We start from the raw sequence: 21,224 nt of genomic DNA, 5'->3' as shown, positions 1-21,224 counted from the left end.
CGGGCGCTTCGGGCAGGGTACGCCCCAAGGTACACCGGGCAGCAGGAAGCCACAGGAGCAGGGACGGCCGAAGCCGCAGCCCGACCAACCGCAAGGCGGGCGCTTCGGGCAAGGCGCGCCGGGCAGCTCGAAGCCTCAGGGTCAGGGGCCAGCGGGTAAAGGTCCGGCGGGTTCCGGCGCGGGCGGCCCGCAGTTCGGAGGCGGACGGCCTCCCGCGGGCGTGCCGCAATTCGGCGGACGCCCGCAGTTCGGTAAGCCAGCCTCGCCGGAAGAACAGCGCGCGCGCGCCGAGCGTGACACGCGCCGTATCGAACTCGGCCGGAAAATACGGGAAGATCAGCGCCGTCAGGCTGACCGCGAACGCACGCGCGAGGGGATCGATGAGCGCATGCGGCTTCAGACCGAACGCTTCCGCGACATCCACGCCAAGCGTCAGGAGCGTTTCGACCCGAACGGCGTCCGCTTCATCGAGGAGCCGGGCAATCGCAAGATCTTCCGGTTGAACAACCAGACGTTCATCCGCCACGACGAGACGGCGAACTTCAGCCGCTTCGGCGGACGCGCGGATCGTCGTCCCATCCCCGGCGGCGGCGAGTTCGCGACATTCCACCGTCCGGACGGTTCGCGCGTTGAAGTCGAGGCCGACCGGTTCGGCCGCCCGATCCGTCGCGTGCGCGTCATGCCCGACGGCCGCCGCTTCACGCTGTTCGAGAACCGCGCGCTTGCGGCTGGCCTTGGCCTCGCGGCGATCGGCGCGGCCATCGTTCTGCTTCCGCCGCCAGACGTCGCGATGCCCGAAGAAGACTACATCGTAGACGCGGGTGTGGCTTCGGAGGAAACCATCTACGACACGCTCTACGCTCCGCCGGTGGGACCGCTGCCGCGCACCTACTCGCTGGATGAGGTGCTCGCGAGCCCGGACCTTCGCGACCGCATGCGCAGCGTAAGGCTGAACACGATCCACTTCGAGTTCGGTTCGTGGGAAGTGCGGCCCGATCAGGCGCCGCTGCTAGAGGGCATAGCGGATTCGGTCAACCGCATCGTGCAGGACAATCCGGGCGAAGTGTTCCTCATCGAAGGCCACACGGACGCGGTCGGCACGGATGAGGATAATCTGTCACTGTCGGATCGCCGCGCGGAGGCCGTGGCCGACGTGTTGACGCAGTATTATCAGGTTCCGCGCGAGAACCTTGTCACACAAGGCTACGGCGAGCAGTTCCTGCTCGTTCCGACGCAGGGGCCTGAAATCAGGAACCGCCGCGTCGTTATTAGGCGGCTCACGCCCCTTTTGCAGGGCGACGAGGGCCGTTACAGCAATAGCGGGCAAGGGCCGCAGAACGATTACCGGCCCTGATCGCGCAAGGACGTGAAGAAAGCGGGCTCACGCGCCCGTTTTCCGGCAGGGGGAAGCGATGGACATCCTTTCTTACATCTGGACAGTCCTGAGTTTCTTCCTGAGCGTCGTCTGGACGGTCGTGTGGTTCGTGCTGCGCGACCTGATCTCGACGTTGCTTTGGTTTCTTATCGTGGCGTGGATGCTCCTCAGCGTTCGCTATCGAAGCTTCACCGGCGGCACGCTCGCTCTCATGCGCTACGGCCGCTGGGCCGCGAACCTGTTCTGGCGATGGCTTCGCGGCACGCCGAACCCGGCACTTCCCCCGCCGCCGCAGCCGAAGGTCATCACGAAGGAAGTCATCAAGATCGTGGGCAAGCGCCGCAAGCGCTTCGGCACGATGAACGTATCCGAGCAGTTGAATGTGCTGCTGCTCGGCGCGATCTGGCTGCTGCTGTTGATCTGAGATGCGTTCGGCGGCGAGGTGTCCCTTTCTTCCGAGCTTGACCCGCGCTCCGCTTCGCGGGAAAAGCGAAGCGAACCCCGACAGCGGAGGACACCGGCATGAGCGCACCTGCCTACGATCCGAACAACGTCTTCGCGAAAATCCTTCGCGGCGAATTGCCCTGCCATTTCGTCCATGAGGACGCGGACAGCTTCGCGTTCATGGACATCATGCCCCGCGTCGACGGGCACACGCTCATCATCCCGAAAGCGCCCGTGCGCAACATCCTCGACGCGTCGCCCGCCGTGCTCGCGCCGGTCATCGCGACGGCGCAGCGCATCGCCGTCGCCGCGAAGAAGGCGTTCGACGCGGACGGCGTGTCGCTCTGGCAGTTTTCGGAACCGGCTGGCGGTCAGGTCGTGTTCCACCTCCATTTCCACATCCTGCCGCGCAAGACCGGCGACGAGCTTCGCCCCCTCGGCATCATGGCGGACAACGATCTGCTGGCGAAGCATGCTGAGAAGCTGAAGGCAGCGCTGGCGTAAGGAAGCGTGAGGCCGAGCAGATTTCGAAGCGGACGAAATGGGACGATCTTGAGCGTATGCCCGTCAAAGGAAATTCCAGGCAACGCCTTGGCGTGGAGGATGGGCTGTCGCCTTTGGAGGCGCCACGGTGGTGGCGATGCTGACTTTCACGCCGATGAGTCTGACTGACTGATCCGTTTGACCTGGCTCAGGAAAATCAGGGCCGGAGATCCGCCAATTGTCTCGAAAGTGGTCGGAGTGGAGTGATTCGAACACTCGACCCCCTCGTCCCGAACGAGGTGCGCTACCAGGCTGCGCTACACTCCGACTTGATCGCACCCGGCAAATTTGCCAAGGCTGCTTTCGGTTCCCCGAACGCGTTCGCGGTATATACCCGCCTCGCAGCTGTATCGCAAGCGCTTAAGAGGCGTCTGTTTCAATTTCTTGAGGGGCGCCCGGTCACCCATTTTCCCTCTTTTTGCTCCGGATTCTGCACGTTCCGCCGGGCGAGGTTTCTTCAATCGAGAACCGTGGCGAAGGGCACGTCCGGGCGTTGCGCTCGCGCCGTCGCGGGTTGGCGAGCGCTTCGAGCGATCAGGACCTGAAGCGGGCGCAGCGGTCAAACAGCCTGCCCGGCGCTCCACCCGCTCGACCAGGCCCACTGGAAATTGTAGCCGCCGAGCCATCCGGTAACGTCGACGGCCTCGCCGACAGCATAAAGGCCGCTCACATGCCGCGCCTCCATCGTCTTCGACGACAGATCCCGCGTATCGATACCGCCCACGGTGACCTCGGCCTTCGCGAAACCTTCGGTATCCTGCGGCGCGAACCGCCAGCCCTTCAAATGCTCCGCGAGCGCCCCGAGTGTGCGGTCGGGGATATTGGCCATCTCGCCAGCCGGAAGGTGAGCCTCGGCGAGAGCCTGCGCGAGGCGTGCGGGGAGCATCTCCGCAAGCACGGCCCGCCCCGATGCGCGCGGTCGCGTGCGCTTGCGCTCCTTGAGAAACCCGATGGCGTCCATCCCCGGCAGAAGATCGATGGCGATTGAAGCGCCCGGACGCCAATAGGACGATATTTGCAGGATGGCCGGGCCGGAAAGGCCACGATGCGTGAAAAGAATGTTTTCCCGGAAAGAGCGCGCTCCGCACGACACGATGGCATCGAGCGAAACGCCCGCGAGAGAGGCGTCGAAACCGGCCGCGCCCGGCTCCGCCCTGAACGGCACAAGCCCCGGCCGTGTTTCCGTGACGCGCAAGCCGAAGCGCCGGGCTACGTCGTGGCTGAAGCCGGTAGCGCCCATCTTCGGTATGGAAAGCCCGCCGGTCGCCAGCACCAGCGCGGGCGCGGTGAAGATGCCCGAGTACGTTTCGACACGGAAACCGTCGGGCTTGGAGACGCCGGAGATATTTTGGCCGAAGCGCAACGTTACCCCGCCGCGCTCGCATTCCTCCAGCAGCATGGCCACGATGGCGCGCGCGGAACCGTCGCAGAACAACTGCCCAAGGGTTTTCTCGTGGTAGGCGATGCGGTGTCGCGAGACGAGGTCGATGAAATCCCATTGCGTATAGCGGCGAAGCGCCGAGACGCAGAAATGCGGGTTGCCCGAAACGAAGCGGTCCGGCGCGATGCCGAGGTTGGTGAAGTTGCAGCGCCCGCCGCCGGATATCACGATCTTGGCGCCCGCCTTGTCGCTGCGTTCGAGCAGCAAGACCCTGCGGCCGCGCTGTCCGGCCGTCAGCGCGCACATCAACCCCGCCGCGCCGGCGCCGAGAATGATGACGTCAAAATTGGTGGTACTCTGGCGCATGCGTTTGTTCTACACGGCCGTGCGCCCCCTTTAAACCATGCAGACCGTTACACAGTCTGCCACAGCGTGCCGCCTTTTCCGTGTACCCTACAGTGTACCCGAACCGGAAAAGCAGGTTTCGTGATCGTTGATGATGCGGATAACTTGCTGATTTAATTGGCGATCCCGGGAGGGCTCGAACCTCCAACCCCCTGCTTAGAAGGCAGGTGCTCTATCCTGTTGAGCTACGGGACCAGCGGCGCAACACTACCCTCGCTGGCGTATTCTGTAAATCGCCGGATTTTGGGCGGCCACGCGAACGCGGGGCCATCCGCTTCGCGCGCTCCTGGCAAGCTGCCGACGAAACCGAGCCTGATTTACGGCCGCGGCGCTGTAACGCGCGCCAGCCCGCGGCGGCTGTAGATCCGGCTCGGCAACAAAATCCCCTCTGCGCCTCAAGCTTCGGACGGCACTCGACCGAGAACACGTTCCACCAGATCCGGAAGCTCGACAAAGCTGTCAAGGATTGCGTCGGCGCCGAGCGCGTCCGCGGGCACGGCCGCATAGCCGAACCGGACGGCGATCGCGGCAATGCCCGCGCCACGCGCAGCCGCTATATCGGCTTCGCTGTCGCCGATCATGGCTGCGAAGGGGAGCCAGCCGCCGGCTTTCGCCACGAGTTCGGTGATATGGCGCGGGTCCGGCTTGTGGAAGGCGAAGGTGTCGCGGCCCGCCGCTGCCTCGAAAAGTCCCTCGATGCCGAGTTCGGAAAGGAGCCGTGTCATGAGCCGCTCGCTCTTGTTCGTGCAGAGCGCAAGCCTGGCGCCACGCCCGCGAAGCGTCTCGGCGGCGTCGAGGAAGCCGGGGAAGAGCCTCGTATGATCGGCGATGCGCTCTTCATAACGGGCGACAAGTTGCTGCGCCAGATGCGTCAGTTCCGCCTCGCCTGCGTGTTCGCGGGTTTCGTCGAAAGCAGCAGCCAGCATGGCCTTCGCGCCGTATCCGACGCCTCGCCGGATGGCCGCCGGAGATGCCGTCGCAAAGCCCCGTGCCGCAAGTGCGGCGTTGGCAGCCTCGATCAGGTCGCCCGCCGTGTCGGCGATCGTTCCGTCCAGATCGAAAACCAGTGTCGCGTTACGAATGAAACCCTCCGTGCGAAAGGCAGCGTGCGAATGTGGCGACGGTAATGCCACGACGGGAGCGAATCCATGCCGCAAGGCGCATTTCGACACGGCGGGATGTCATGAGTGGCTAAAGTGTCACGCTAAACAATGGAAAAAGTGCTTTAACTCTGCGGATCTAACGGCCACTCTTGCTATCAGCGGAGGGCGCAACTTATAGTTGACCCGCTGTAATAATAATTCACCCATTCCAGAGTACCAGTTCCAGATCTGGCGAGGTTTGATGCATATGAATACGCGCCGAAAACAACTATATCTCGCGCACGCGATGACGGACGACAGCATCAGGGAAACCGATGTTGGCTATGATGACGACGTGATCGACATGACGCCCGCCGAAGCTGCGGAATATATCGCCTCACTTCTTTCCTCGTTGCGTCTCGTCGCGGCGAAATCACAGTTCCGCCTGCTCGCGGACCTTATTTCGGTGGCTGAAGAAGAGGCTCGGTTTCATTGTCAGGCTTGACGCCCTGCGGGGCCGGAGTCAGATGGGATCGTTCGAGAGCCAGCATGCTCAAGAACAGGCAGGAGGGCAGTCGCGTCGTCAGGCACGCCCGCCTCAGGCTCGCAGCACGATGTGGCTCGAACCGCGTCGCTCAAGGCGGCCTGCCAGGTCGAGAGAGACGATCGCGGCGTGAACCTCGCGGGTTTGCTTTCCTGTCATGCGGCACAGATCGTCGATGGCGATGGGAGAGAAACTCAGCAATTGCAGGACATCCGCGATGGTTTCGTCGAGCGAGCCGAGGCCGTCGCCGCATTTCGGATCGCGACGGATCGGATCCCCTTGAGCGCGGACGGGGCTCTCGTCGCGTACCGCTGGCTGCTGCTCCTCGTTCGATTGCATCACATCGACGCCGAAACGCGCCCAGTCGTCGAGCCTGTCCTTCAGCGCGGCCATGATGTCTTCAGCCGAGGTCGTCAGTACCGCGCCTTCCTTGATGAGCCGGTTCGTTCCGGTCGCGCGCGTATCGAGCGGATGCCCCGGCACGGCGAAGACCTCGCGGCCCTGCTCGCCAGCCAGACGCGCCGTGATCAGCGAGCCCGACCGCTCGGCGGCCTCGACAACCAGCACGCCGAGGCTGGCCCCTGAGATGATGCGGTTGCGCCTTGGGAACTCCTGCGCCCGGGCGACGAAACCCGGAGCGCACTCCCCGACAAGCAAACCGTTCTCAGCGATGTCGGCGGCGAGCCCGACATGTTCGGGCGGATAGATGCGGTCGAGGCCGCCCGGTAGCACCGCGCAGGTGCCGAACGGCAGCGCGCCGCGATGGGCTGCGCCATCGATGCCGCGTGCCAGGCCCGACACAACGAGAAGACCGAGACGCGAAAGCTCGGCGCTGATTTCGGCGGTGAATTTCAGGCCCGCGCCGGACGCATTGCGCGAGCCGACAATACCGAACGATGGCCTCAGCCAGATGCGCGGGTCACCCTTGATATAAAGGAGCGGTGGCGGCGCTTCGATCTCGGCGAGAAGTGGGGGATAGCCCGCTTCGCCGATTGCAACCAGCGTCAAACCAGCCGTTGCCGCGCGCTCCATCTCGGCCTCGGCGGCGGCGATCGAGGGCACGCTTCTCGGGGAGACGCGGCTCCCGTGCTTTGCGAATTCAGGCAGCGCCTCGATGGCCGCCGCCGCCGATTCGAAATGCGCGACGAGCTGCCAGAAGGTTACCGTGCCGATATGCGGCGTGCGGATGAGGCGAAGGCGGTCGCGTTTCTCGGTCGGCGTTGGCGCGCCGCGTCGCCTGCTGTCGCATGACGGTTCGGGCGAATAATCGAACTCGGCGCCCGGTTCTCCAAGGCCCGTCGATGCGACGGAAAGTGCCTCAGGCAGGAGATTTGCCGCATGCGAAAGCGTCGCGAGGTCGTCGGTCGCCGCCGCTTCCGCGCCCGTCGCATCTTCAGGCCCCGCCGCCGCTCCGAACCTCGGAGCCGTCACGCGCGAGCCTGTCGCCTTTCCGCCGGGCTTTTCCTCAGGCGCCTTTCGCTGGCGCGGCTTTCTGGCCGATTTTTGTTTCATGCCCGTCGATCAGTTTACGGATATTCTGATGATGGCGTTGAATGAGAACCGCCGAAAGTGCAAGCAGAAAGATAAAAAGCGGCACCGATGTCATCGCGAGCACGAAAAACGGTGTAGCTGCCGCCGCGATCAGGGCGGAAAGCGAAGAATAGCGCGTTACAAGCGCGATCACGAGCCAAAGCCCGCAGAAGAACGCGCCCGCGGGCCAGTAGAGCGCGGTGATTGCCCCTATATAGGTTGCGACGCCCTTCCCGCCCTTGAAACCGAGCCAGACCGGGAAGAGATGGCCGAGAAAAGCGCCAAGCGCGACCGCCATAGCCGCTTCCATGCCGAGATAGTGCCGCGCGAGGAGCACCGGGACGAAGCCTTTGGCCGCGTCGAAAAGCAGGGTCGCCGCCGCGAGGCTCTTCTTGCCGGTGCGCAGCACGTTGGTCGCACCGATATTGCCGGAGCCGATCTTGCGGATGTCGCCAAGTCCGGCCATGCGGCTGAACAGGTAGCCGAACGGGATCGAGCCGCAGAGATAACCGGCGAGCAGCGCTGCGCCCCAGACAATCCAGATATTCGCGCCGAGAAAAACGGCGAACCACAGGTCTTTTTCGTTCAGAGCCATCGCTCTTTCCGGTCCTTTCATCTCCGCGTGACAGCGTGAGTATTCAATCTACGGTGCGTTCTGCGCGAGCCAGATGAATAAGGGAAGCGTCGCTATCGACGCAATGCTCTGCACCGTCACGATCTGCGCCATCAGCGGCGCGTCGCCGCCCATGATGCGCGCTGTCGTGTAAGCGGAGGCGGCTGTTGGCACGGCAGCGCCGATCACGGCGGCGGTGCGGGCGATGCCCGACAGCCCTGCGACCCACGCCAGTCCGAACACGAGCAGCGGCATGAGGATCAGGCGAAGAACCGTGCTGGCCGCGACGAGGTTCATCGCCGCCCGTGCCGCGCCCATGTTGAAGCCCGCGCCGACCGAAAGCAGCGTCAGACCGATGGAGGCGGATCCGAGAAGCGACAGCGTCTGAAACGCGAAGTCCGGCGCTCCGGTCCCATTGAGGATCAGACCGACGACGCAGGCCAGAAATAGCGGGTTGGACGCAACGCGGCGCAAGATCTGGCCGAGCTTCATCTCACCCGCCCCTTCGCCGAAAACGGACAGCGCAAGCACCGAATAGAGCTGCACCGTCGGCACGACGGATGCCACCGTGAGCGCGGCGAAGGTCAGCCCGCGTTCGCCGAACAGCGCCGAGGCCACCGCGACCGACACGATGCTTTGAAAGCGGATAGCGCCCTGAAGGAAGCTCGTGAAAGCGGGGCCGGAGATCGGCCGACCGAATGAAAGCCAGCCCGCGAGCAACGCGCCCGCCATGATCGTCACCGAAGCGACCGAGACGAAGACATAGTCGGCGGCGGGCACGTTGTGGAGGTCGGCGCGCATCAGCGTTTTCACCAGCAGCGCCGGAAACAGCACATAAAACACGAGGTTATCGAGCGCGCGCCACAGGGCTTCGCCGCCGAAACGCATCTGCGCGAGGCCGTATCCAAGCGCCGTGATGAGGAACAGCGGCGCCAGCGCTTCGAGGATCGTGATCATGCGTAGTTCACGCGGTCGAGCGCGCCCTGAAGGATGTAGGCGGCGGCCATCTTGTCGATGACCTCGGCGCGGCGCTTGCGGCTCGCGTCCGCTTCGAACAGCGCGCGCTCGGCGGCGGCCGTGGACAGCCGCTCGTCCCAGAACGCCATCGGCATGTCGGTGAGCGCGCCGAGGCTGCGCACGAAGGCGCGTGTGGACTGCGCGCGCGGGCCTTCCGTACCGTCGAGGTTCATGGGCAGGCCGACGACGAGGCCGCCGACACCCTGCGCCTTGCAGTGCTCCAGCAGCTTTACCGCATCGGCCGTGAATTTCGTGCGACGGATGGTGTCGAAGGGCGATGCGATCTGGCGCATCACGTCAGAGAGCGCAAGCCCGATCGTCTTCGTGCCGACGTCGAGGCCGAACAGCCGCTCGTCGCGTTTGAGCCGCAAGATGAGGTCGGGAAGCGGCACGAGTTCGGAAGGCACTAAAGTCACCTGCGGGAGTTTTTTACAAATTGCGGGCGCGCCACATTTTCATATAGTGCGGGCACCGCTTTTACTCGTCGCTCATCTTCGGGAGATTTGCAATGAAGCTGACATGGTTCGGGCACTCCGCCGTTCGCGCGGAAAACGGCAGTCACGTCATCCTGATCGACCCGTTCCTGACGGGCAATCCCAGTTTTACCGGCCCGGTGGACGAGGCGGCTGCGGGCGCGACGCATGTTGTGCTGACGCACGGCCATGACGACCACGTCGGCGATGCGGTGGCGATCTGCAAGAAGACGGGCGCAACGCTCGTCGCGGTTTACGAGCTGGCGATGCATCTGGCGGCGCAAGGGGTGGAGAAGGTGGAGCCCGGCAATCCCGGCGGCGCCGTCGACCTCGGCGGCGGCGTGTCGGTGAGCTTCGTGAACGCGTTCCACTCCTCGTCGACCAGCGCGAACGGGCAGACCGTCTATCTCGGCAACCCGACCGGAATCGTGATCGAGGGCCTCGGCAAGACGATCTACCACGCGGGCGACACCGGCATTTTCGGCGACATGGCGCTGATCGACGAGCTTTACGCGCCGAAGGTCGGCTTCCTGCCCATCGGCGACCGCTTCACCATGGGCGCGAAGCAGGCGGCGTTCGCGGCGCGGAAGTTCTTCCACTTCGACGCGGTGATCCCGATCCACTACGGCACGTTCCCGATCATCGATCAGACGCCGGACAAGTTCGTCGCGCTGGCGGAGGGCGTGAATGTGGTCGTGCCGGAGGTTGGCGTGGGGTTTGAGGTTTAGGGTAGGATGCCAGAAACTCCTCTTCGCGCTCGGCGGGCGTCGCAGGTGGCGTGGAGATCACGACCCCGAAACGCGGCGCCTCAGCGCTCGAACTTGCGCACGTCGAGATGCTCGGCGCGAATCCAGCGCACGGTGCGAGTCGACGAACGCATGATGACCGTGTGCGTTTCGATGCGTCCGTCGAAAAACCGCGCGCCCGGCAGCAGCGGGCCGTCCGTGACGCCAGTCGCCGAGAATATGATGTCCCCGGAAACCATGTCTTCCACGCGGAAGATCTTTCGCGTGTTCTCGATGCCGAGGGCTTCGGCATGCCGCGCCTGCTCGTCGTTGAGCCCCCAGAGCCGCCCCTCGATCTGACCGCCGAGGCAAGCCAGCGCAGCGGCGGCGAGCACACCTTCGGCCGCGCCCCCGGTGCCGAGATAGATGTCGATGCCGGTTTCGTCCGGCTTGCAGGTCTGGATCACGCCCGCGATGTCGCCGTCGCCGATCAGCGCCACGGCGGCACCGGCGGCGCGGATTTCCTCGATCAGCCTTGCATGACGCGGCCTGTCGAGCACGCACGCCCGCAGTTCGGACACGCGCGCGCCCTTTGCGGCTGCGAGGCGGGCGAGGTTTTCCGCGATGGAACGATCGAGGCCCACCAGTCCCGGTTCGTAACCGGGGCCGATGGCGATCTTCTCCATGTAGACGTCCGGCACCTTGAGCATGCAATCGCGCTCGGTCATTGTCACGACCGCCAGCGCGCCCGGCAGCGATTTCGCGCACAGCGTCGTGCCTTCGAGCGGATCGACCGCGATGTCCACGGGCTGGCCGCCGAGGCCCAATTCCTCGCCCTCATAGAGAAGCGGCACTTCGTCGCGCTCGCCCTCGCCGACCACGATGCGGCCGTCGATCGCGAGTTCCGCAAGCTCGCGGTGCATGGCTGCCACGGCGGCGGCGTCCGCCTGCCGCTCGTCGCCCCGTCCGCGGAGCTTTGCCGCGGCTACGGCGGCCCCCTCGGTTACTCTGGCGATGTCGAGCGAAAGCGTTCGCATGAGACTGCTCGCCGGTCTGGCGAATGTCGGCTCGTTTGCCATGGTCCTGGCCCTCCCGCGAAACTCAGGTGGCTTGAAGCAATTCCGGGAAATTGGGAACCGGCTTTTCCGTAGGGAATTGCGACAAATAAATCTGGTGCGCGCTACGAAGCTTTAGCACGCCGTCTTAAAGCGCCTCAATGCGTATCGTCTGTGGGATGCCGGAGACATGCCCGTCCTCGACGATGGCGTCGAGCGCGGCGCGAAGACGCTCCTCGCGCGTGCGATGCGTTATCAGGACGACCGGCGTCGATTGAGCCCCATTGCCGGGGCGACCGAAACCCGGCAGGTCCGTCGGCGCGCGCCTCTGCACGATGCTTTCGAGCGAAATATCCTGTTCGGCCATGCGTGTGGCGATGGCGGCGATGGCGCCGGGTCGGTCGTAGACCGAAAGGCGGATATAGAAGCCGCCCTCATGCGACGACATGCCCGGCCGCGTCTGCTGACGAAGCTTGCTGACCGGCAGAATGAAGGGCGGGCTGATATGATCGCGGGCGATGTCGATGATATCCCCGGCGACCGACGACGCGGTTGCGCGCGCGCCCGCGCCCGGCCCCGCAAGGATGATCAGGCCCGCATAATCGCCTTCGACCGCCACCGAGTTCAGCGCGCCGTCCACGCGAGCGAGCGCGCTCGTCTTCGGGATCATGGTCGGCGAAACGCGCGCCTCGATGCCCTCCTCGGTCTGGATCGCCACGGCAAGCAGCTTGATTCGATAGCCGAGTTCTTCGGCTGCGTCGAAATCGAACGGCTCGATGCGGCGGATGCCTTCGAGGTGGATCGAGCCGAAGTCGGGGCGGACGCCGAAGGCGAGCGCGGCCAGCAGCGCGAGCTTGTGGCCCGCATCCTGCCCGTCGATGTCGAAAGTCGGGTCCGCTTCGGCATAGCCTAGCGCCTGCGCTTCCGCGAGCACCTCGTCGAAGGGCAGTTTCTCGCGTTGCATGCGGGTCAGAATGTAGTTGCTCGTGCCGTTCAGGATTCCGTAGACGCGGCTTATGGAATTGCCGAGCAAGCTTTCGCGCAGGCCCTTCACGATAGGAATGCCGCCCGCAATCGCCGCCTCGAAATTGAGCGCGAGGCCCTGTTTCTCCGCAAGACCGGCAAGATAGATGCCATGGCGCGCGAGAAGTGCCTTGTTCGCGGTGACGACATGCTTTCCCGCTTCGAGCGCGGCTTCCACGCTCTGAAGCGCCGGACCTTCCTCGCCGCCGATCAGTTCCACGTAAACGTCGATGGCGTCGCTTCGCGCGAGTTCGCAAGCATTCGCGATCCATGGAATGCCTGAAAGATCGACGCCGCGATCCTTGGCGGGCGACCTTGCGGATACGCCGGCGAGGACCACGCTGCGGCCCGAGCGCTCGGCGATGGCCGCGCCGTTTTCGCGCAGCAGGGACACCAGCCCCGCGCCCACCGTGCCGAGACCGGCGATGCCCAATCGAAGCGGCGGAAGATCTGTCATGTCTCGTCGATCCTTATCGCGCATCCGTGGGAAATCTCGAACGGGAGCGCAGTCGCCTCGCGCGACCGTCAGCCTGACGCGCGGGAACGCACATCATTATCGGTATCTCGGATGCGATGCAATTGGCGAGAGCCGGGCAGTCACCGACTGCGAATTAAATGGAATTCCAGACAGCGGTATTCTATCGCATCGCGTTGTGCGAGATACAGCAGACAACTTTCGATGGGGAATTCGGGATGGAGGCAGGTGCGCCGCATGTCGCTGGAAGTCACACGGTGCGCGTGGGGCTGTTCGTCACGTGCCTCGTAGACATGTTCCGCCCGTCCGCCGCCTTCGCGACGGTACGGCTCCTCGAAGAGGCAGGATGCGAGGTCGTCGTTCCGGCGGCGCAAACCTGTTGCGGCCAGCCCGCCTATAATTCAGGCGATCGCGAAACCGCGCGGGCGATTGCGAAACAGGTGATCGCCGCCTTCGAGACCTTTCCTCATGTGGTGGTCCCGTCAGGCTCCTGCGCGGCCATGATCGTGAAGCACTATCCCGGCTTGTTCGATGCGGAAACGGAGCCGTCATGGCGCGCGCGGGCGGAAGGGCTCGCGAGCCGGACGAGCGAACTCACAGCGTTCCTCGCCGATAGTCTCGGCGTGGACTTTTCCGGCCGCGCCTATCCGCGCCGCGTCACCTATCACGACTCCTGCTCGTCGGTGCGCGAACTCGGCATCGCGTCGCAGCCGCGCGCGCTTCTGAAAAGTATGGACGGCCTCACGCTCGCGGAAATGACCGATCGTGACGTGTGCTGCGGGTTCGGTGGCGCCTTCGCGCTCAAATACTCGGAAATTTCAAACGCCATCGTTTCGCAAAAGGTTGAGCGCGTGGTCGAAACCGGCGCTGAAGTGCTCACGGGCGCGGACCTCGGCTGCCTCATGAACATCGCCGGAAAGCTTGCCCGCGAGGGGCGGGCCGTCGAGGTTCGCCACATCGCCGAGGTGCTGGCGGGCGATGACTCCGAGCCGGGTCTTTGCGAAGAAAAATAGACGCTTCGCTTCTCAGCCGGGCCAGTTCGTGACAAAGGCCGACACGTCGAGCGGCGCGGGCGGATTGGGCCGGGCTTTCACCGTGCCGATATAGATATACGCGACGATTTCCTCGTTCGATCCTACGCCCAGCGCTTCCCTGATGAGCGGATCGGTGGCCGCGTCGCCCGTCTTCCACACCGCGCCGAAGCCGAGCGCCTCGCTCGCGAGGATGATGTTCTGCGCCGCCGCCGCCGCCGAATATTTCTGGTCGATGGCGGGCACGTTCGCGTCGTCGACGAGTTTCGCCAGCACGACGAGGATCAGGGGCGCGCGAAGCGGCTTCTTCCTCTCGCGCGAGATCGCCTCCGGCGACGCATTCGAAAGCTTGCTCTGATACGCCGCCGCGAAAATCTCGCCGAGCTTCGCCCGCGCATCGCCACGAATGGAAATGAACCGCCACGGCCTCAGCCGCTTGTGATCGGGAGCGCGAAGCGCCGCCGCAAAGATCTTGCGTTCGGTTTCAGGGTCCGGTGCCGGTTCTTCGAGAACGGCCGGGCTGACCCGCGTCACCAGCGATTCGTAAGCTTCCATCGAAGTCGCTCCTGTGTGCTGGTGCTCTTGAGGCCCATGTTTTTGCTTGAAAGCGAGCTGCATGTAGACAAGACGGCATGCGCCGGAGTCTAGCATCCGGGGCTTGCGCAAAAAAAGCGCCAGGCGCCCGGCAACTCGGCGGCGTCTCATCATCATTTCGTGAGCGCGCGGGCGCTGACAACCGGTGCCGCATACACATATCAGCATTTCGAGCCGGTCGGAGTTCCCGGCTCGGCCCGCGAACCCCGGAATATCGCATGACGCTGCACCTGACAGAGGCCGGGGCACTATCGCCCGCAGCCGCCGCGCCCGCCATGGTCGATCCTTTCGGGCGTCACATCACCTATCTGCGCGTGTCGGTCACCGACCGCTGCGATTTCCGCTGCGTCTATTGCATGCCGGATCGCATGCGGTTTCTGCCGAAAGCCGATCTGCTCACGCTGGAGGAACTGGATCGCCTGTGCGCGGGGTTTGTCGCGAAGGGCGTGCGCAAGATCCGGCTCACCGGCGGCGAGCCGCTGATGCGGCGTGGCTTCCTGTGGCTTGTGCGCGCGCTTTCCCGCCATCTCGCCGCCGGGGCGCTCGACGAGGTGACGCTGACGAGCAACGGCAGCCGCATGGCCGAGTTCGCCGCGCCGCTGAGGGCTGCGGGCGTGCGCCGAGTCAACATCTCGCTCGACACACGCGACGCGGACAAGTTTCGCGCCGTGACGCGGCGGGGCGATCTCGCCGCCGTGCTCGCGGGCATCCGCGCGGCGCGGGCGGCCGGGCTGCATCTCAAGATCAACATGGTCGCGCTGAGGGGCATTAACGAGAGCGAAATCGCGGACATGCTACTCTGGTGTCATGCGGAAGGAATGGACCTGACCTTGATCGAGACCATGCCTCTCGGCGCCATCGAAGGCGGGCGGTACGGAAGTTACCTGCCGCTGTCCGACGTGCGCGCCCAGCTTTCCGCGCGGTTCACCCTCGACCCGCTTCCCGACAGCACCGGCGGCCCGGCGCGATATGTCCGCGTGCGGGAAACCGGCGGCAGGCTCGGCTTCATCACGCCGATGTCGCGATCCTTCTGCGAAGGCTGCAACCGCCTTCGCGTCACCGCCACCGGCAAGCTCTATCTTTGCCTCGGACAGGAAGACGCGGCGGATCTGCGCGCCCCGCTTCGCGCGGACGCATCGAACGCTCGGCTATCCGAGGCCATCGACGCGGCGCTGGCTCGCAAACCGCGCGGGCATGACTTCGTCATCGACAAGGCCGAAGAGACGCAAATCGCGCGGCCCATGAGCGTGACGGGCGGGTGACGCGATGCGGTTTTTCGTGTGCGTTGTGTGCGTCATGTGGAGTGCGACGGTTCTGGCGGCGGAAAAGCAGCCCGAAACATCGGCGGCGCGCGATGATAGTGCCAACGCAAACGCAACCGCCGAGAAGGCCCGGAACGAAGCGCAACAGCCGAAGATCACCCCCGACCCCGCGCCGACCGAAGCCGAAAACGCCTTCCTCGACAGGCTCATGCGGGCGGAATCGGGCGGGCGACAATTCGCCAAGAACCCGCTGTCTTCGGCGCTCGGTCCGTATCAATTCATCGAGTCCACGTTCCTCGATGTGGTGAAACGCAACCTGCCGGACCTCGCGGCGGGCAAGACCGATTTCGAGATCCTGGCGCTTCGCACCGATTACGCGATTTCGCGGACAGCCGCGTTGCTGTACACGCGCGAGAATGCCGCCGCGCTCGCAGAACAGAACCAGCCCGCGACCCCCGCCAATCTGAGGCTCGCCTTTTTCGCCGGAGCCGCCACCGCGCTCAAGGTGCTGGAAGCCGAGCCGGAAGAGCGCGTTTCCGGCATTTTCAGCGAAGCCGCGATGCGCGCCAATCCGTTCCTCGCCAGCATGACGGCCCGGCAACTCATCGAGCGTTCGGCGCGCGAGGCCGATCGCGGCGGTGCCGTGACGGTCGCGCTGTCGTCGGGAAAGCTGCCCGTGTCGGCCGCCCCGCAGAAGCCGCGCATCGCAGTGCGCTGCAATCTGCGACTTGCGAGTTGCCGCAAATGGCTTGCGCTGGCTGAGGCGCGGCTGAATGCCAGAACCGCACCGCTGAAGACCGCCGTCAAGGCATCGCAGAAACAGCCTTGAGCCGGACGCCAAGGTGGTGAAGCGCCCGCTGCGGCGGTTCTGCCGACTCGCCCCGCCGAACCTTTTCCGATAAGGCTTGTTGTCGCGCGCCGCTCGACCCGATGTTTCGGCTAAGACGGTCGCGGCGCGGCAACCGTACAACGATGACTGCACCTGAAATGACCACTTCCCAGAGCGTGAAAGCGTCCGGCATCCTTCCATCGCAGGCCATTGCGAAGCTCGTCGCCACGGGCGCGATTGCGGCTTCCGCTCCCATCGGCGAGGGACAGATCCAGCCCGCGAGCCTCGATCTTCGGCTTGGGCGGCGCGCGTTTCGCGTGCGCGCGAGCTTCATTCCGGGTCCGGGCAAGAAGACGGAAGACCAGATCGAGCGCTTCAAGCTGCATACCATCGACCTCGCCCCCGGCGCGGTGCTCGAAGTCGGCTGCGTGTATGTGGCGGAAATCGACGAGTCGCTCGCGCTGCCGCTGTTTCTCTCCGGTATCGCCAACCCGAAAAGCTCCACCGGCCGCCTCGACGTGTTCACGCGCGTCATCGCCGATCACGGCCCCGGCTTCGACCAGACCGGCGCGGGCTACAAGGGGCGTCTCTGGCTCGAAATCTGCCCGCAGACCTTTCCGATCCTCGTGCGCACGGGATCGCGCCTCTCGCAAATCCGGTTCCGGGACGCGAACGGCGGCGGCGGCGCGGCGGCGCCTGCCGAGGGTGGCGGCCAGCCGCGCGACGTGTCGCTTTCCGTTGAGCTTGGCGGCGAGCCGGGCGCGCTCATCGGCTATCGCGCCAAGCGCCACACCGGCGTCATCGACGTCGACCGAGCGGGCGCTTACGACATCGATGAATTCTGGGAGCCGATTGCCGTCACCCATCACCGCCGCCTGATCCTCGACCCGGACGAATTCTATATCCTCGCCTCGAAGGAGGCCGTGCGCGTGCCCGCCACCCACGCTGCCGAGATGGAACCCTTCAACGCGCTGATGGGCGAATTCCGCGTGCATTATGCTGGCTTTTTCGATCCGGGCTTCGGCATGGCGGAGGCTGGCGGCCAAGGCAGCCGCGCGGTGCTGGAGGTGCGCAGCCACAAGGTGCCGTTCATTCTCGAAGACGGCCAGATGATCGGGCGGTTGAGCTATGAGCCGCTGTCGGAGCCGCCCGCGCGCCTGTACGGGCACGACATCGGCTCACACTATCAGGCGCAGTCGCTGAAGTTGTCGAAGCATTTCCGCGCCGTCTGAAGCAGGCCGTCAATATGAGATGCTGAAACGCACGCTGCCATACAACGCATCCGAGTTTCCCGCGACGTTCGCGCCCGGATTCCACATGTATTGGATGTCGGGCTGAATGTAGAAGCCGGAAACGACCTGAAACCTGTAGAACAATTCCGCGGCGGCTTCGAAATTTCGGATGGCATAGGCCGAGTCCAGAGTGTTGGCGATGTACCGATCCGCAGCCTGCGCGTCGCCGGAAATCTGACAGAAGGCAAAGGCCGCGCCGAAACTGTCATAGGCGCGATGCTTGACGAAGCCCGAAAAGAAAACGCCGCCATCGATGTAGAAGTCGATCAGATTGCGATCGGATGGCGCGCCTGCAACGCGGGCAAAGACGCTGACCCCTTTCGCGGGATCGTGCCGGTGTGCATAGATCTGCTGATCGATCACGCCATAGAAGCCGAAATCGCGCTTGAAACGTTGCCGCCGCACGTCGTCGTAACCGTTATCGAGCAGCGTCGCGGAATAAACGCCGTCGAAGCGCCCGTAATGCTGCCACGCGCCAATCTTGAACGTTCCCGGAAGGCTCAGAACATCCGTTGGAGCGTGGTGGCCGTTCTTCTTCCTGCCGACTTCGGGCTGAACGGAATCGTCGTCATCATCGTCATCGTCGTCGTCGGTATCCGGCTTGACCGTCTCGTTGGCATCGTCGCCACTTTTCGCGCGCTGATTGTACTTGTACTGAAATTCCTGGATGACAAGCGGCGGACTCTGCATCCGGAAATCGGTTCCGTTGCGGTTGCAGCGCTGTCCATCTACGCAGCCGGCCGGGTCGCCGTTATAGACTGCGGCGAGGAAGGCGAGGTTGTCCGACAGATCGACCTTCATCCGAACGCCCGGGGTTGCAAGCGGATAGGCGTTGGCGCCGTTCGGCAGATCGTTCGCCCAGATCGCAGCCCAGCCAAATGTTGCGTTGACGAAGTTGGCCGCCGTTTCCGAGACGAAAAACTCGCTGTCGATCCCGAGTTGGCCTGCGCGCAGCGATACATGCTCTCCGAAGTCCTGTTCGAGCCAGATTTCGAAGAGGCGGGAGGACGGAAGCGCCTCGATGGAACTGATCGTCATCAGTGGACCGCCGAGATATTTTTCCAGCCCTTCACCGTGGATCTGGTAGCCGTTGACGTGAAATTTCAGATCCTTGGCTCCCCACAGCTTTTCGAGATCGGCCACGACGGAGACTTCAAGGCGGCCGAGATAGGTCGCGCCCTGATACGCGCCGCCGGAATTTCCCCAGCCTTCGCCGACATAATCGACGCCGTAGGTGATGCCTTTCTTTGCAAGGTCCGCGCGGAACTCCTTGTCGGGTCCGCCGTTCAGGCTGGTGGCGACGGAAGCGTCCGGCAGCCCGTCCTTGTCGTCAGCCCTCGCGGTAGACGCGATGAAAACCGCTATCAGCAGCGCCGCTGCGAGGCATGCGGTTCGGATCGTCGCCGCTCTGAGGTGCGCGCTTGAACGGGCGCCTGGACCTGATTGAAGCCGTGTCACGGCGCTTTGCCTCATCCATGGAGTTCAGCTTCCACACTCCGACAGCCGCATCCGATCAATCGCTCATCGGAGCAGGTTGCGTCTGGCTGGAATGACAACCCACGGATGATCGCGGTAGCTGAGTCGGCTGGCCGGGGTCAACCGCGAAACGCAAGAAAGACAGTCCATTTCTTTCATTCCGCCAGTAGTGGTATAATTACACCCAATTATAATTATTATAATTAGAATTAAGACTCGGAATAACTTCGTTGATTGCACCGTCGATCCCGATTTAACCTGGTGTTCCCAAATAGTCAGGTGAAAGTCGCCTCGGACACGCACGCCGCAAAATGGGGCACTGGATGTGCTGCGCAAGCTCGCGGCAAGTCAATCTGTTTATGTTTCTCGATCAGGGCTCAGGATAGGGCTACGGCTGACTGCGCTCGTTGCTGCGCGCGAGCGCGGGTCGCACTATATCGTTTGAGTACAGAAGGAGGGCCTTGATGCGTTTTACTGCGTTGGTTTGGAGCGCTCTCGCGCTTGCCGGACCCGTTGCGCACGCGGGCGGCACGGCTTCGGACCAGTGCCAAGGCGCTCTCAGGAAAGCCGCGCTTGCGGAGGCGGTCGCGCTATGCTCGCAGGCGGTGGACGCGAACCCGGCCGATGCTCGATCCCTGACGCATCGGGGCGGCGCGTTTCTTGCGCTCGAAGACTTCGACCGCGCTTATGAGGATCTTGCCCGGTCGGCGGCGCTGGATGGCGGAAATCCCCTGACCTTCTATAACCTTGGCGTCTATTACGACAAGACGAAGAAGCCCGAAAAAGCGGTGGAAGCCTATTCGACCACGATCCGGCTTAGTCCCGGCAATCCCGTGGCGTACTTCAATCGCGCCAAGGCCTACGAACGCCTATGCAAAAGCGCCGAGGCTTTGCGCGACTATCAGAAGATCCGCGACATCGCGCCGGGGATGGCTCGCGCACGGACGATCCCGACTTCGGTCGAGGCATGCTCATCCGAGTGAGTTCTTTCGGTGACAGACCCGCTATTCGGCCGGGACGCCGGTTTCGTCGGGCGGGGAGCGGCGCTTGCGACGATCCTTGGCGCTCGTTCCCTGAACCTTGACCGCGATGATCGTGAACAGCGCTGTCAGCGCCAGGACGATAGCGGCAATCACGGCCCAACCGCCCGCGCTCACCTCGGTGAAGTCGCCCACTTCGCGGGCGAAGAAATAGCCCGGCAGCAGCATGAACGGCACCCATGCGATGGCGGAGGTGACGTTCGCGATCTGGAAGGTGACGTGGCGCATCCGCATGATGCCCGCCACCAGCGGAATCGTGGACCGGACGGGGCCGAGAAATCGGCCGATGAAGATCGAGAGGAACCCGTATTTGCGGAAGAACAGGCGCGCTCTGGCGACGCCTTCCTTTTCGCGGTTCAGCGGCCATCGATGCACGACGCTGGGGCCGATCCAGCGGCCGAGCCAGTAAGTGACCGCATCGCCGAGGCTTGCGCCCGCGATGGACCACAAGATGACCGTGGTGGGATCGAGCATGCCTTTCTGTATGAGGCCGCCGGTGAACAGCATGATCGCAGTCGCGGGGAAGAACAAACCAACGAGGATCAGGGATTCGCCAAACGCGATGATCCCCAGGATCGGCCCTGCCAGATCCTTATTCACAAGAATGAATTCCTGGATACTTCCGAGGACGTCCACGAGAAACCTTTCTATACGATTGACCGGGCAGCTTTATTCTTGATCTAGGGCGCAGGAGGCGCCGGTTTCTTGAGCCGTGCCCGGAACCGGTACGGCCAACATCCGATGCCCACAAATAGGCCAGCGTTGAGCCGCGTGCAAAACACTAAATGGCTAGTCGTGTCCCTTTCCGCAATTCGAAATGGTGGGTGCCACCACGATTACAAAAGGATAAGGTTAAGGTTCTGCTCCGACTTTGTCGCGGCGACGCGCGACAGCGGTGGTCTCGCGTAAGCGGTGTTCTGACCTCACCTTCCATTTTGCTCGAACGGCTGCGAGTGTGACGGTTCCTTGAGGGATCGTCTTATGTCTAATCCTGGTCGTAGTCCTATCACTGAGC

General features: G+C 63.9%; 21 protein-coding genes and 2 tRNA genes. 10 read left to right on the top strand and 13 right to left on the bottom strand.

Annotation, left to right across the window (positions count from 1 at the left end):
* The 3 genes from KKP04_RS15835 to KKP04_RS14645 form a co-directional block, all read left to right on the top strand.
* A partial coding sequence (locus KKP04_RS15835) for an OmpA family protein (protein WP_305848959.1) occupies window positions 1-1,354 on the top strand: 1,354 nt, incomplete at its 5' end.
* 58 nt (window positions 1,355-1,412) lie between these two features.
* Entirely contained in the window at window positions 1,413-1,799 is a 387-nt protein-coding gene (locus KKP04_RS14650; protein WP_215033208.1) for a hypothetical protein, read from the top strand.
* 98 nt (window positions 1,800-1,897) lie between these two features.
* Window positions 1,898-2,323, top strand: coding sequence for an HIT family protein (locus KKP04_RS14645; protein ID WP_215033205.1), 426 nt, complete (start codon window positions 1,898-1,900; stop codon window positions 2,321-2,323).
* Between the two features lie 229 nt (window positions 2,324-2,552).
* Here KKP04_RS14645 and KKP04_RS14640 read toward each other — a convergent pair.
* The 4 genes from KKP04_RS14640 to KKP04_RS14625 all read right to left on the bottom strand — a co-directional run bounded on the left by KKP04_RS14640 (window position 2,553) and on the right by KKP04_RS14625 (window position 5,281).
* Window positions 2,553-2,629: transfer RNA gene (locus KKP04_RS14640), tRNA-Pro, on the bottom strand.
* Window positions 2,630-2,921: 292 nt separating this feature from the next.
* Entirely contained in the window at window positions 2,922-4,109 is a 1,188-nt protein-coding gene (locus KKP04_RS14635; RefSeq protein WP_215033202.1) for an NAD(P)/FAD-dependent oxidoreductase, read from the bottom strand.
* A gap of 157 nt (window positions 4,110-4,266) precedes the next feature.
* Window positions 4,267-4,343: transfer RNA gene (locus KKP04_RS14630), tRNA-Arg, on the bottom strand.
* Window positions 4,344-4,543: 200 nt separating this feature from the next.
* Complete coding sequence (locus KKP04_RS14625; protein WP_215033199.1) at window positions 4,544-5,281, bottom strand: HAD-IA family hydrolase; 738 nt, start codon at window positions 5,279-5,281, stop codon at window positions 4,544-4,546.
* A gap of 148 nt (window positions 5,282-5,429) precedes the next feature.
* Here KKP04_RS14625 and KKP04_RS14620 point away from each other — a divergent pair, with 148 nt between their 5' ends.
* Window positions 5,430-5,735: a hypothetical protein gene (locus tag KKP04_RS14620; protein ID WP_215033196.1), complete on the top strand. Its 306-nt coding sequence runs from the start codon at window positions 5,430-5,432 to the stop codon at window positions 5,733-5,735.
* 93 nt (window positions 5,736-5,828) lie between these two features.
* Here the strand turns inward: KKP04_RS14620 and dprA are convergent, their stop codons facing one another.
* From dprA to ruvX, 4 genes are read right to left on the bottom strand one after another with little or no spacing between them, the layout of a single operon-like run.
* Entirely contained in the window at window positions 5,829-7,286 is a 1,458-nt protein-coding gene (dprA, locus tag KKP04_RS14615; RefSeq protein WP_215033193.1) for a DNA-processing protein DprA, read from the bottom strand.
* On the bottom strand, window positions 7,240-7,899 hold the full coding sequence (gene plsY / locus KKP04_RS14610; RefSeq protein WP_251134150.1) for a glycerol-3-phosphate 1-O-acyltransferase PlsY: 660 nt from the start codon (window positions 7,897-7,899) through the stop codon (window positions 7,240-7,242). Before plsY ends, dprA begins: the two co-directional genes overlap by 47 nt.
* A gap of 48 nt (window positions 7,900-7,947) precedes the next feature.
* A complete protein-coding gene (locus KKP04_RS14605; protein ID WP_215033190.1) occupies window positions 7,948-8,874 on the bottom strand; it encodes an AEC family transporter in 927 nt (308 codons plus the stop codon).
* Window positions 8,871-9,341 (bottom strand): Holliday junction resolvase RuvX, encoded by a 471-nt coding sequence (gene ruvX, locus KKP04_RS14600; protein WP_215033187.1) that lies wholly within the window; start codon window positions 9,339-9,341, stop codon window positions 8,871-8,873. Before ruvX ends, KKP04_RS14605 begins: the two co-directional genes overlap by 4 nt.
* 101 nt (window positions 9,342-9,442) lie before the next feature.
* Between ruvX and KKP04_RS14595 the strand changes: the two genes are divergently transcribed.
* Entirely contained in the window at window positions 9,443-10,135 is a 693-nt protein-coding gene (locus KKP04_RS14595; RefSeq protein ID WP_215033184.1) for a metal-dependent hydrolase, read from the top strand.
* An 80-nt stretch (window positions 10,136-10,215) separates the two neighbouring features.
* On the opposite strand, the gene glpX is transcribed toward KKP04_RS14595, so the two are convergent.
* Window positions 10,216-11,211 (bottom strand): class II fructose-bisphosphatase, encoded by a 996-nt coding sequence (gene glpX, locus KKP04_RS14590; RefSeq protein ID WP_215033181.1) that lies wholly within the window; start codon window positions 11,209-11,211, stop codon window positions 10,216-10,218.
* A 124-nt stretch (window positions 11,212-11,335) separates the two neighbouring features.
* Window positions 11,336-12,667: a homoserine dehydrogenase gene (locus KKP04_RS14585; RefSeq protein WP_215033178.1), complete on the bottom strand. Its 1,332-nt coding sequence runs from the start codon at window positions 12,665-12,667 to the stop codon at window positions 11,336-11,338.
* 236 nt (window positions 12,668-12,903) lie between these two features.
* Between KKP04_RS14585 and KKP04_RS14580 the strand changes: the two genes are divergently transcribed.
* Window positions 12,904-13,698: a (Fe-S)-binding protein gene (locus KKP04_RS14580; RefSeq protein ID WP_251134154.1), complete on the top strand. Its 795-nt coding sequence runs from the start codon at window positions 12,904-12,906 to the stop codon at window positions 13,696-13,698.
* A gap of 12 nt (window positions 13,699-13,710) precedes the next feature.
* Here KKP04_RS14580 and KKP04_RS14575 read toward each other — a convergent pair whose 3' ends face one another.
* Entirely contained in the window at window positions 13,711-14,271 is a 561-nt protein-coding gene (locus KKP04_RS14575) for a nitroreductase (protein WP_215033175.1), read from the bottom strand.
* A 257-nt stretch (window positions 14,272-14,528) separates the two neighbouring features.
* On the opposite strand from KKP04_RS14575, the gene moaA reads away from it, so the two are divergent.
* The 3 genes from moaA to KKP04_RS14560 all read left to right on the top strand — a co-directional run bounded on the left by moaA (window position 14,529) and on the right by KKP04_RS14560 (window position 17,633).
* Window positions 14,529-15,572, top strand: a complete 1,044-nt coding sequence (moaA, locus tag KKP04_RS14570) for a GTP 3',8-cyclase MoaA (protein ID WP_251134148.1) — start codon at window positions 14,529-14,531, stop codon at window positions 15,570-15,572.
* A 34-nt stretch (window positions 15,573-15,606) separates the two neighbouring features.
* A complete protein-coding gene (locus KKP04_RS14565) occupies window positions 15,607-16,401 on the top strand; it encodes a hypothetical protein (RefSeq protein ID WP_215033172.1) in 795 nt (264 codons plus the stop codon).
* 158 nt (window positions 16,402-16,559) lie between these two features.
* Window positions 16,560-17,633: a 2'-deoxycytidine 5'-triphosphate deaminase gene (locus KKP04_RS14560; protein ID WP_215033169.1), complete on the top strand. Its 1,074-nt coding sequence runs from the start codon at window positions 16,560-16,562 to the stop codon at window positions 17,631-17,633.
* 9 nt (window positions 17,634-17,642) lie between these two features.
* On the opposite strand, the gene KKP04_RS14555 is transcribed toward KKP04_RS14560, so the two are convergent.
* Complete coding sequence (locus tag KKP04_RS14555) at window positions 17,643-19,151, bottom strand: carbohydrate porin (RefSeq protein WP_371818832.1); 1,509 nt, start codon at window positions 19,149-19,151, stop codon at window positions 17,643-17,645.
* Window positions 19,152-19,633: 482 nt separating this feature from the next.
* Between KKP04_RS14555 and KKP04_RS14550 the strand changes: the two genes are divergently transcribed.
* On the top strand, window positions 19,634-20,152 hold the full coding sequence (locus tag KKP04_RS14550) for a tetratricopeptide repeat protein (protein WP_215033163.1): 519 nt from the start codon (window positions 19,634-19,636) through the stop codon (window positions 20,150-20,152).
* Window positions 20,153-20,173: 21 nt separating this feature from the next.
* Here KKP04_RS14550 and KKP04_RS14545 read toward each other — a convergent pair whose 3' ends face one another.
* Entirely contained in the window at window positions 20,174-20,809 is a 636-nt protein-coding gene (locus KKP04_RS14545) for a DedA family protein (protein WP_371818831.1), read from the bottom strand.
* Window positions 20,810-21,224: the final 415 nt, after the last annotated feature.

Origin of the sequence: Rhodomicrobium sp. Az07, assembly GCF_018619475.1 — a bacterium.
In the GTDB taxonomy this organism is placed as follows: domain Bacteria; phylum Pseudomonadota; class Alphaproteobacteria; order Rhizobiales; family Rhodomicrobiaceae; genus Rhodomicrobium.
This window is presented reverse-complemented; position numbering and strand designations above follow the sequence as displayed.

Excerpts from the sequence above, each read along its gene's own strand:
- KKP04_RS14560 (WP_215033169.1), top strand. The coding sequence starts at position 16,560 with ATGACCACTTCCCAGAGCGTGAAAGCGTCCGGCATCCTTCCATCGCAG.
- moaA (WP_251134148.1), top strand. The coding sequence starts at position 14,529 with ATGACGCTGCACCTGACAGAGGCCGGGGCACTATCGCCCGCAGCCGCC.
- KKP04_RS14605 (WP_215033190.1), bottom strand. The coding sequence starts at position 8,874 with ATGATCACGATCCTCGAAGCGCTGGCGCCGCTGTTCCTCATCACGGCG.
- glpX (WP_215033181.1), bottom strand. The coding sequence starts at position 11,211 with ATGGCAAACGAGCCGACATTCGCCAGACCGGCGAGCAGTCTCATGCGA.
- KKP04_RS14635 (WP_215033202.1), bottom strand. The coding sequence starts at position 4,109 with ATGCGCCAGAGTACCACCAATTTTGACGTCATCATTCTCGGCGCCGGC.
- KKP04_RS14575 (WP_215033175.1), bottom strand. The coding sequence starts at position 14,271 with ATGGAAGCTTACGAATCGCTGGTGACGCGGGTCAGCCCGGCCGTTCTC.
- KKP04_RS14650 (WP_215033208.1), top strand. The coding sequence starts at position 1,413 with ATGGACATCCTTTCTTACATCTGGACAGTCCTGAGTTTCTTCCTGAGC.
- KKP04_RS14595 (WP_215033184.1), top strand. The coding sequence starts at position 9,443 with ATGAAGCTGACATGGTTCGGGCACTCCGCCGTTCGCGCGGAAAACGGC.
- KKP04_RS14585 (WP_215033178.1), bottom strand. The coding sequence starts at position 12,667 with ATGACAGATCTTCCGCCGCTTCGATTGGGCATCGCCGGTCTCGGCACG.
- KKP04_RS14565 (WP_215033172.1), top strand. The coding sequence starts at position 15,607 with ATGTGGAGTGCGACGGTTCTGGCGGCGGAAAAGCAGCCCGAAACATCG.
- KKP04_RS14550 (WP_215033163.1), top strand. The coding sequence starts at position 19,634 with ATGCGTTTTACTGCGTTGGTTTGGAGCGCTCTCGCGCTTGCCGGACCC.
- plsY (WP_251134150.1), bottom strand. The coding sequence starts at position 7,899 with ATGGCTCTGAACGAAAAAGACCTGTGGTTCGCCGTTTTTCTCGGCGCG.
- dprA (WP_215033193.1), bottom strand. The coding sequence starts at position 7,286 with ATGAAACAAAAATCGGCCAGAAAGCCGCGCCAGCGAAAGGCGCCTGAG.
- KKP04_RS14580 (WP_251134154.1), top strand. The coding sequence starts at position 12,904 with ATGGAGGCAGGTGCGCCGCATGTCGCTGGAAGTCACACGGTGCGCGTG.
- KKP04_RS14645 (WP_215033205.1), top strand. The coding sequence starts at position 1,898 with ATGAGCGCACCTGCCTACGATCCGAACAACGTCTTCGCGAAAATCCTT.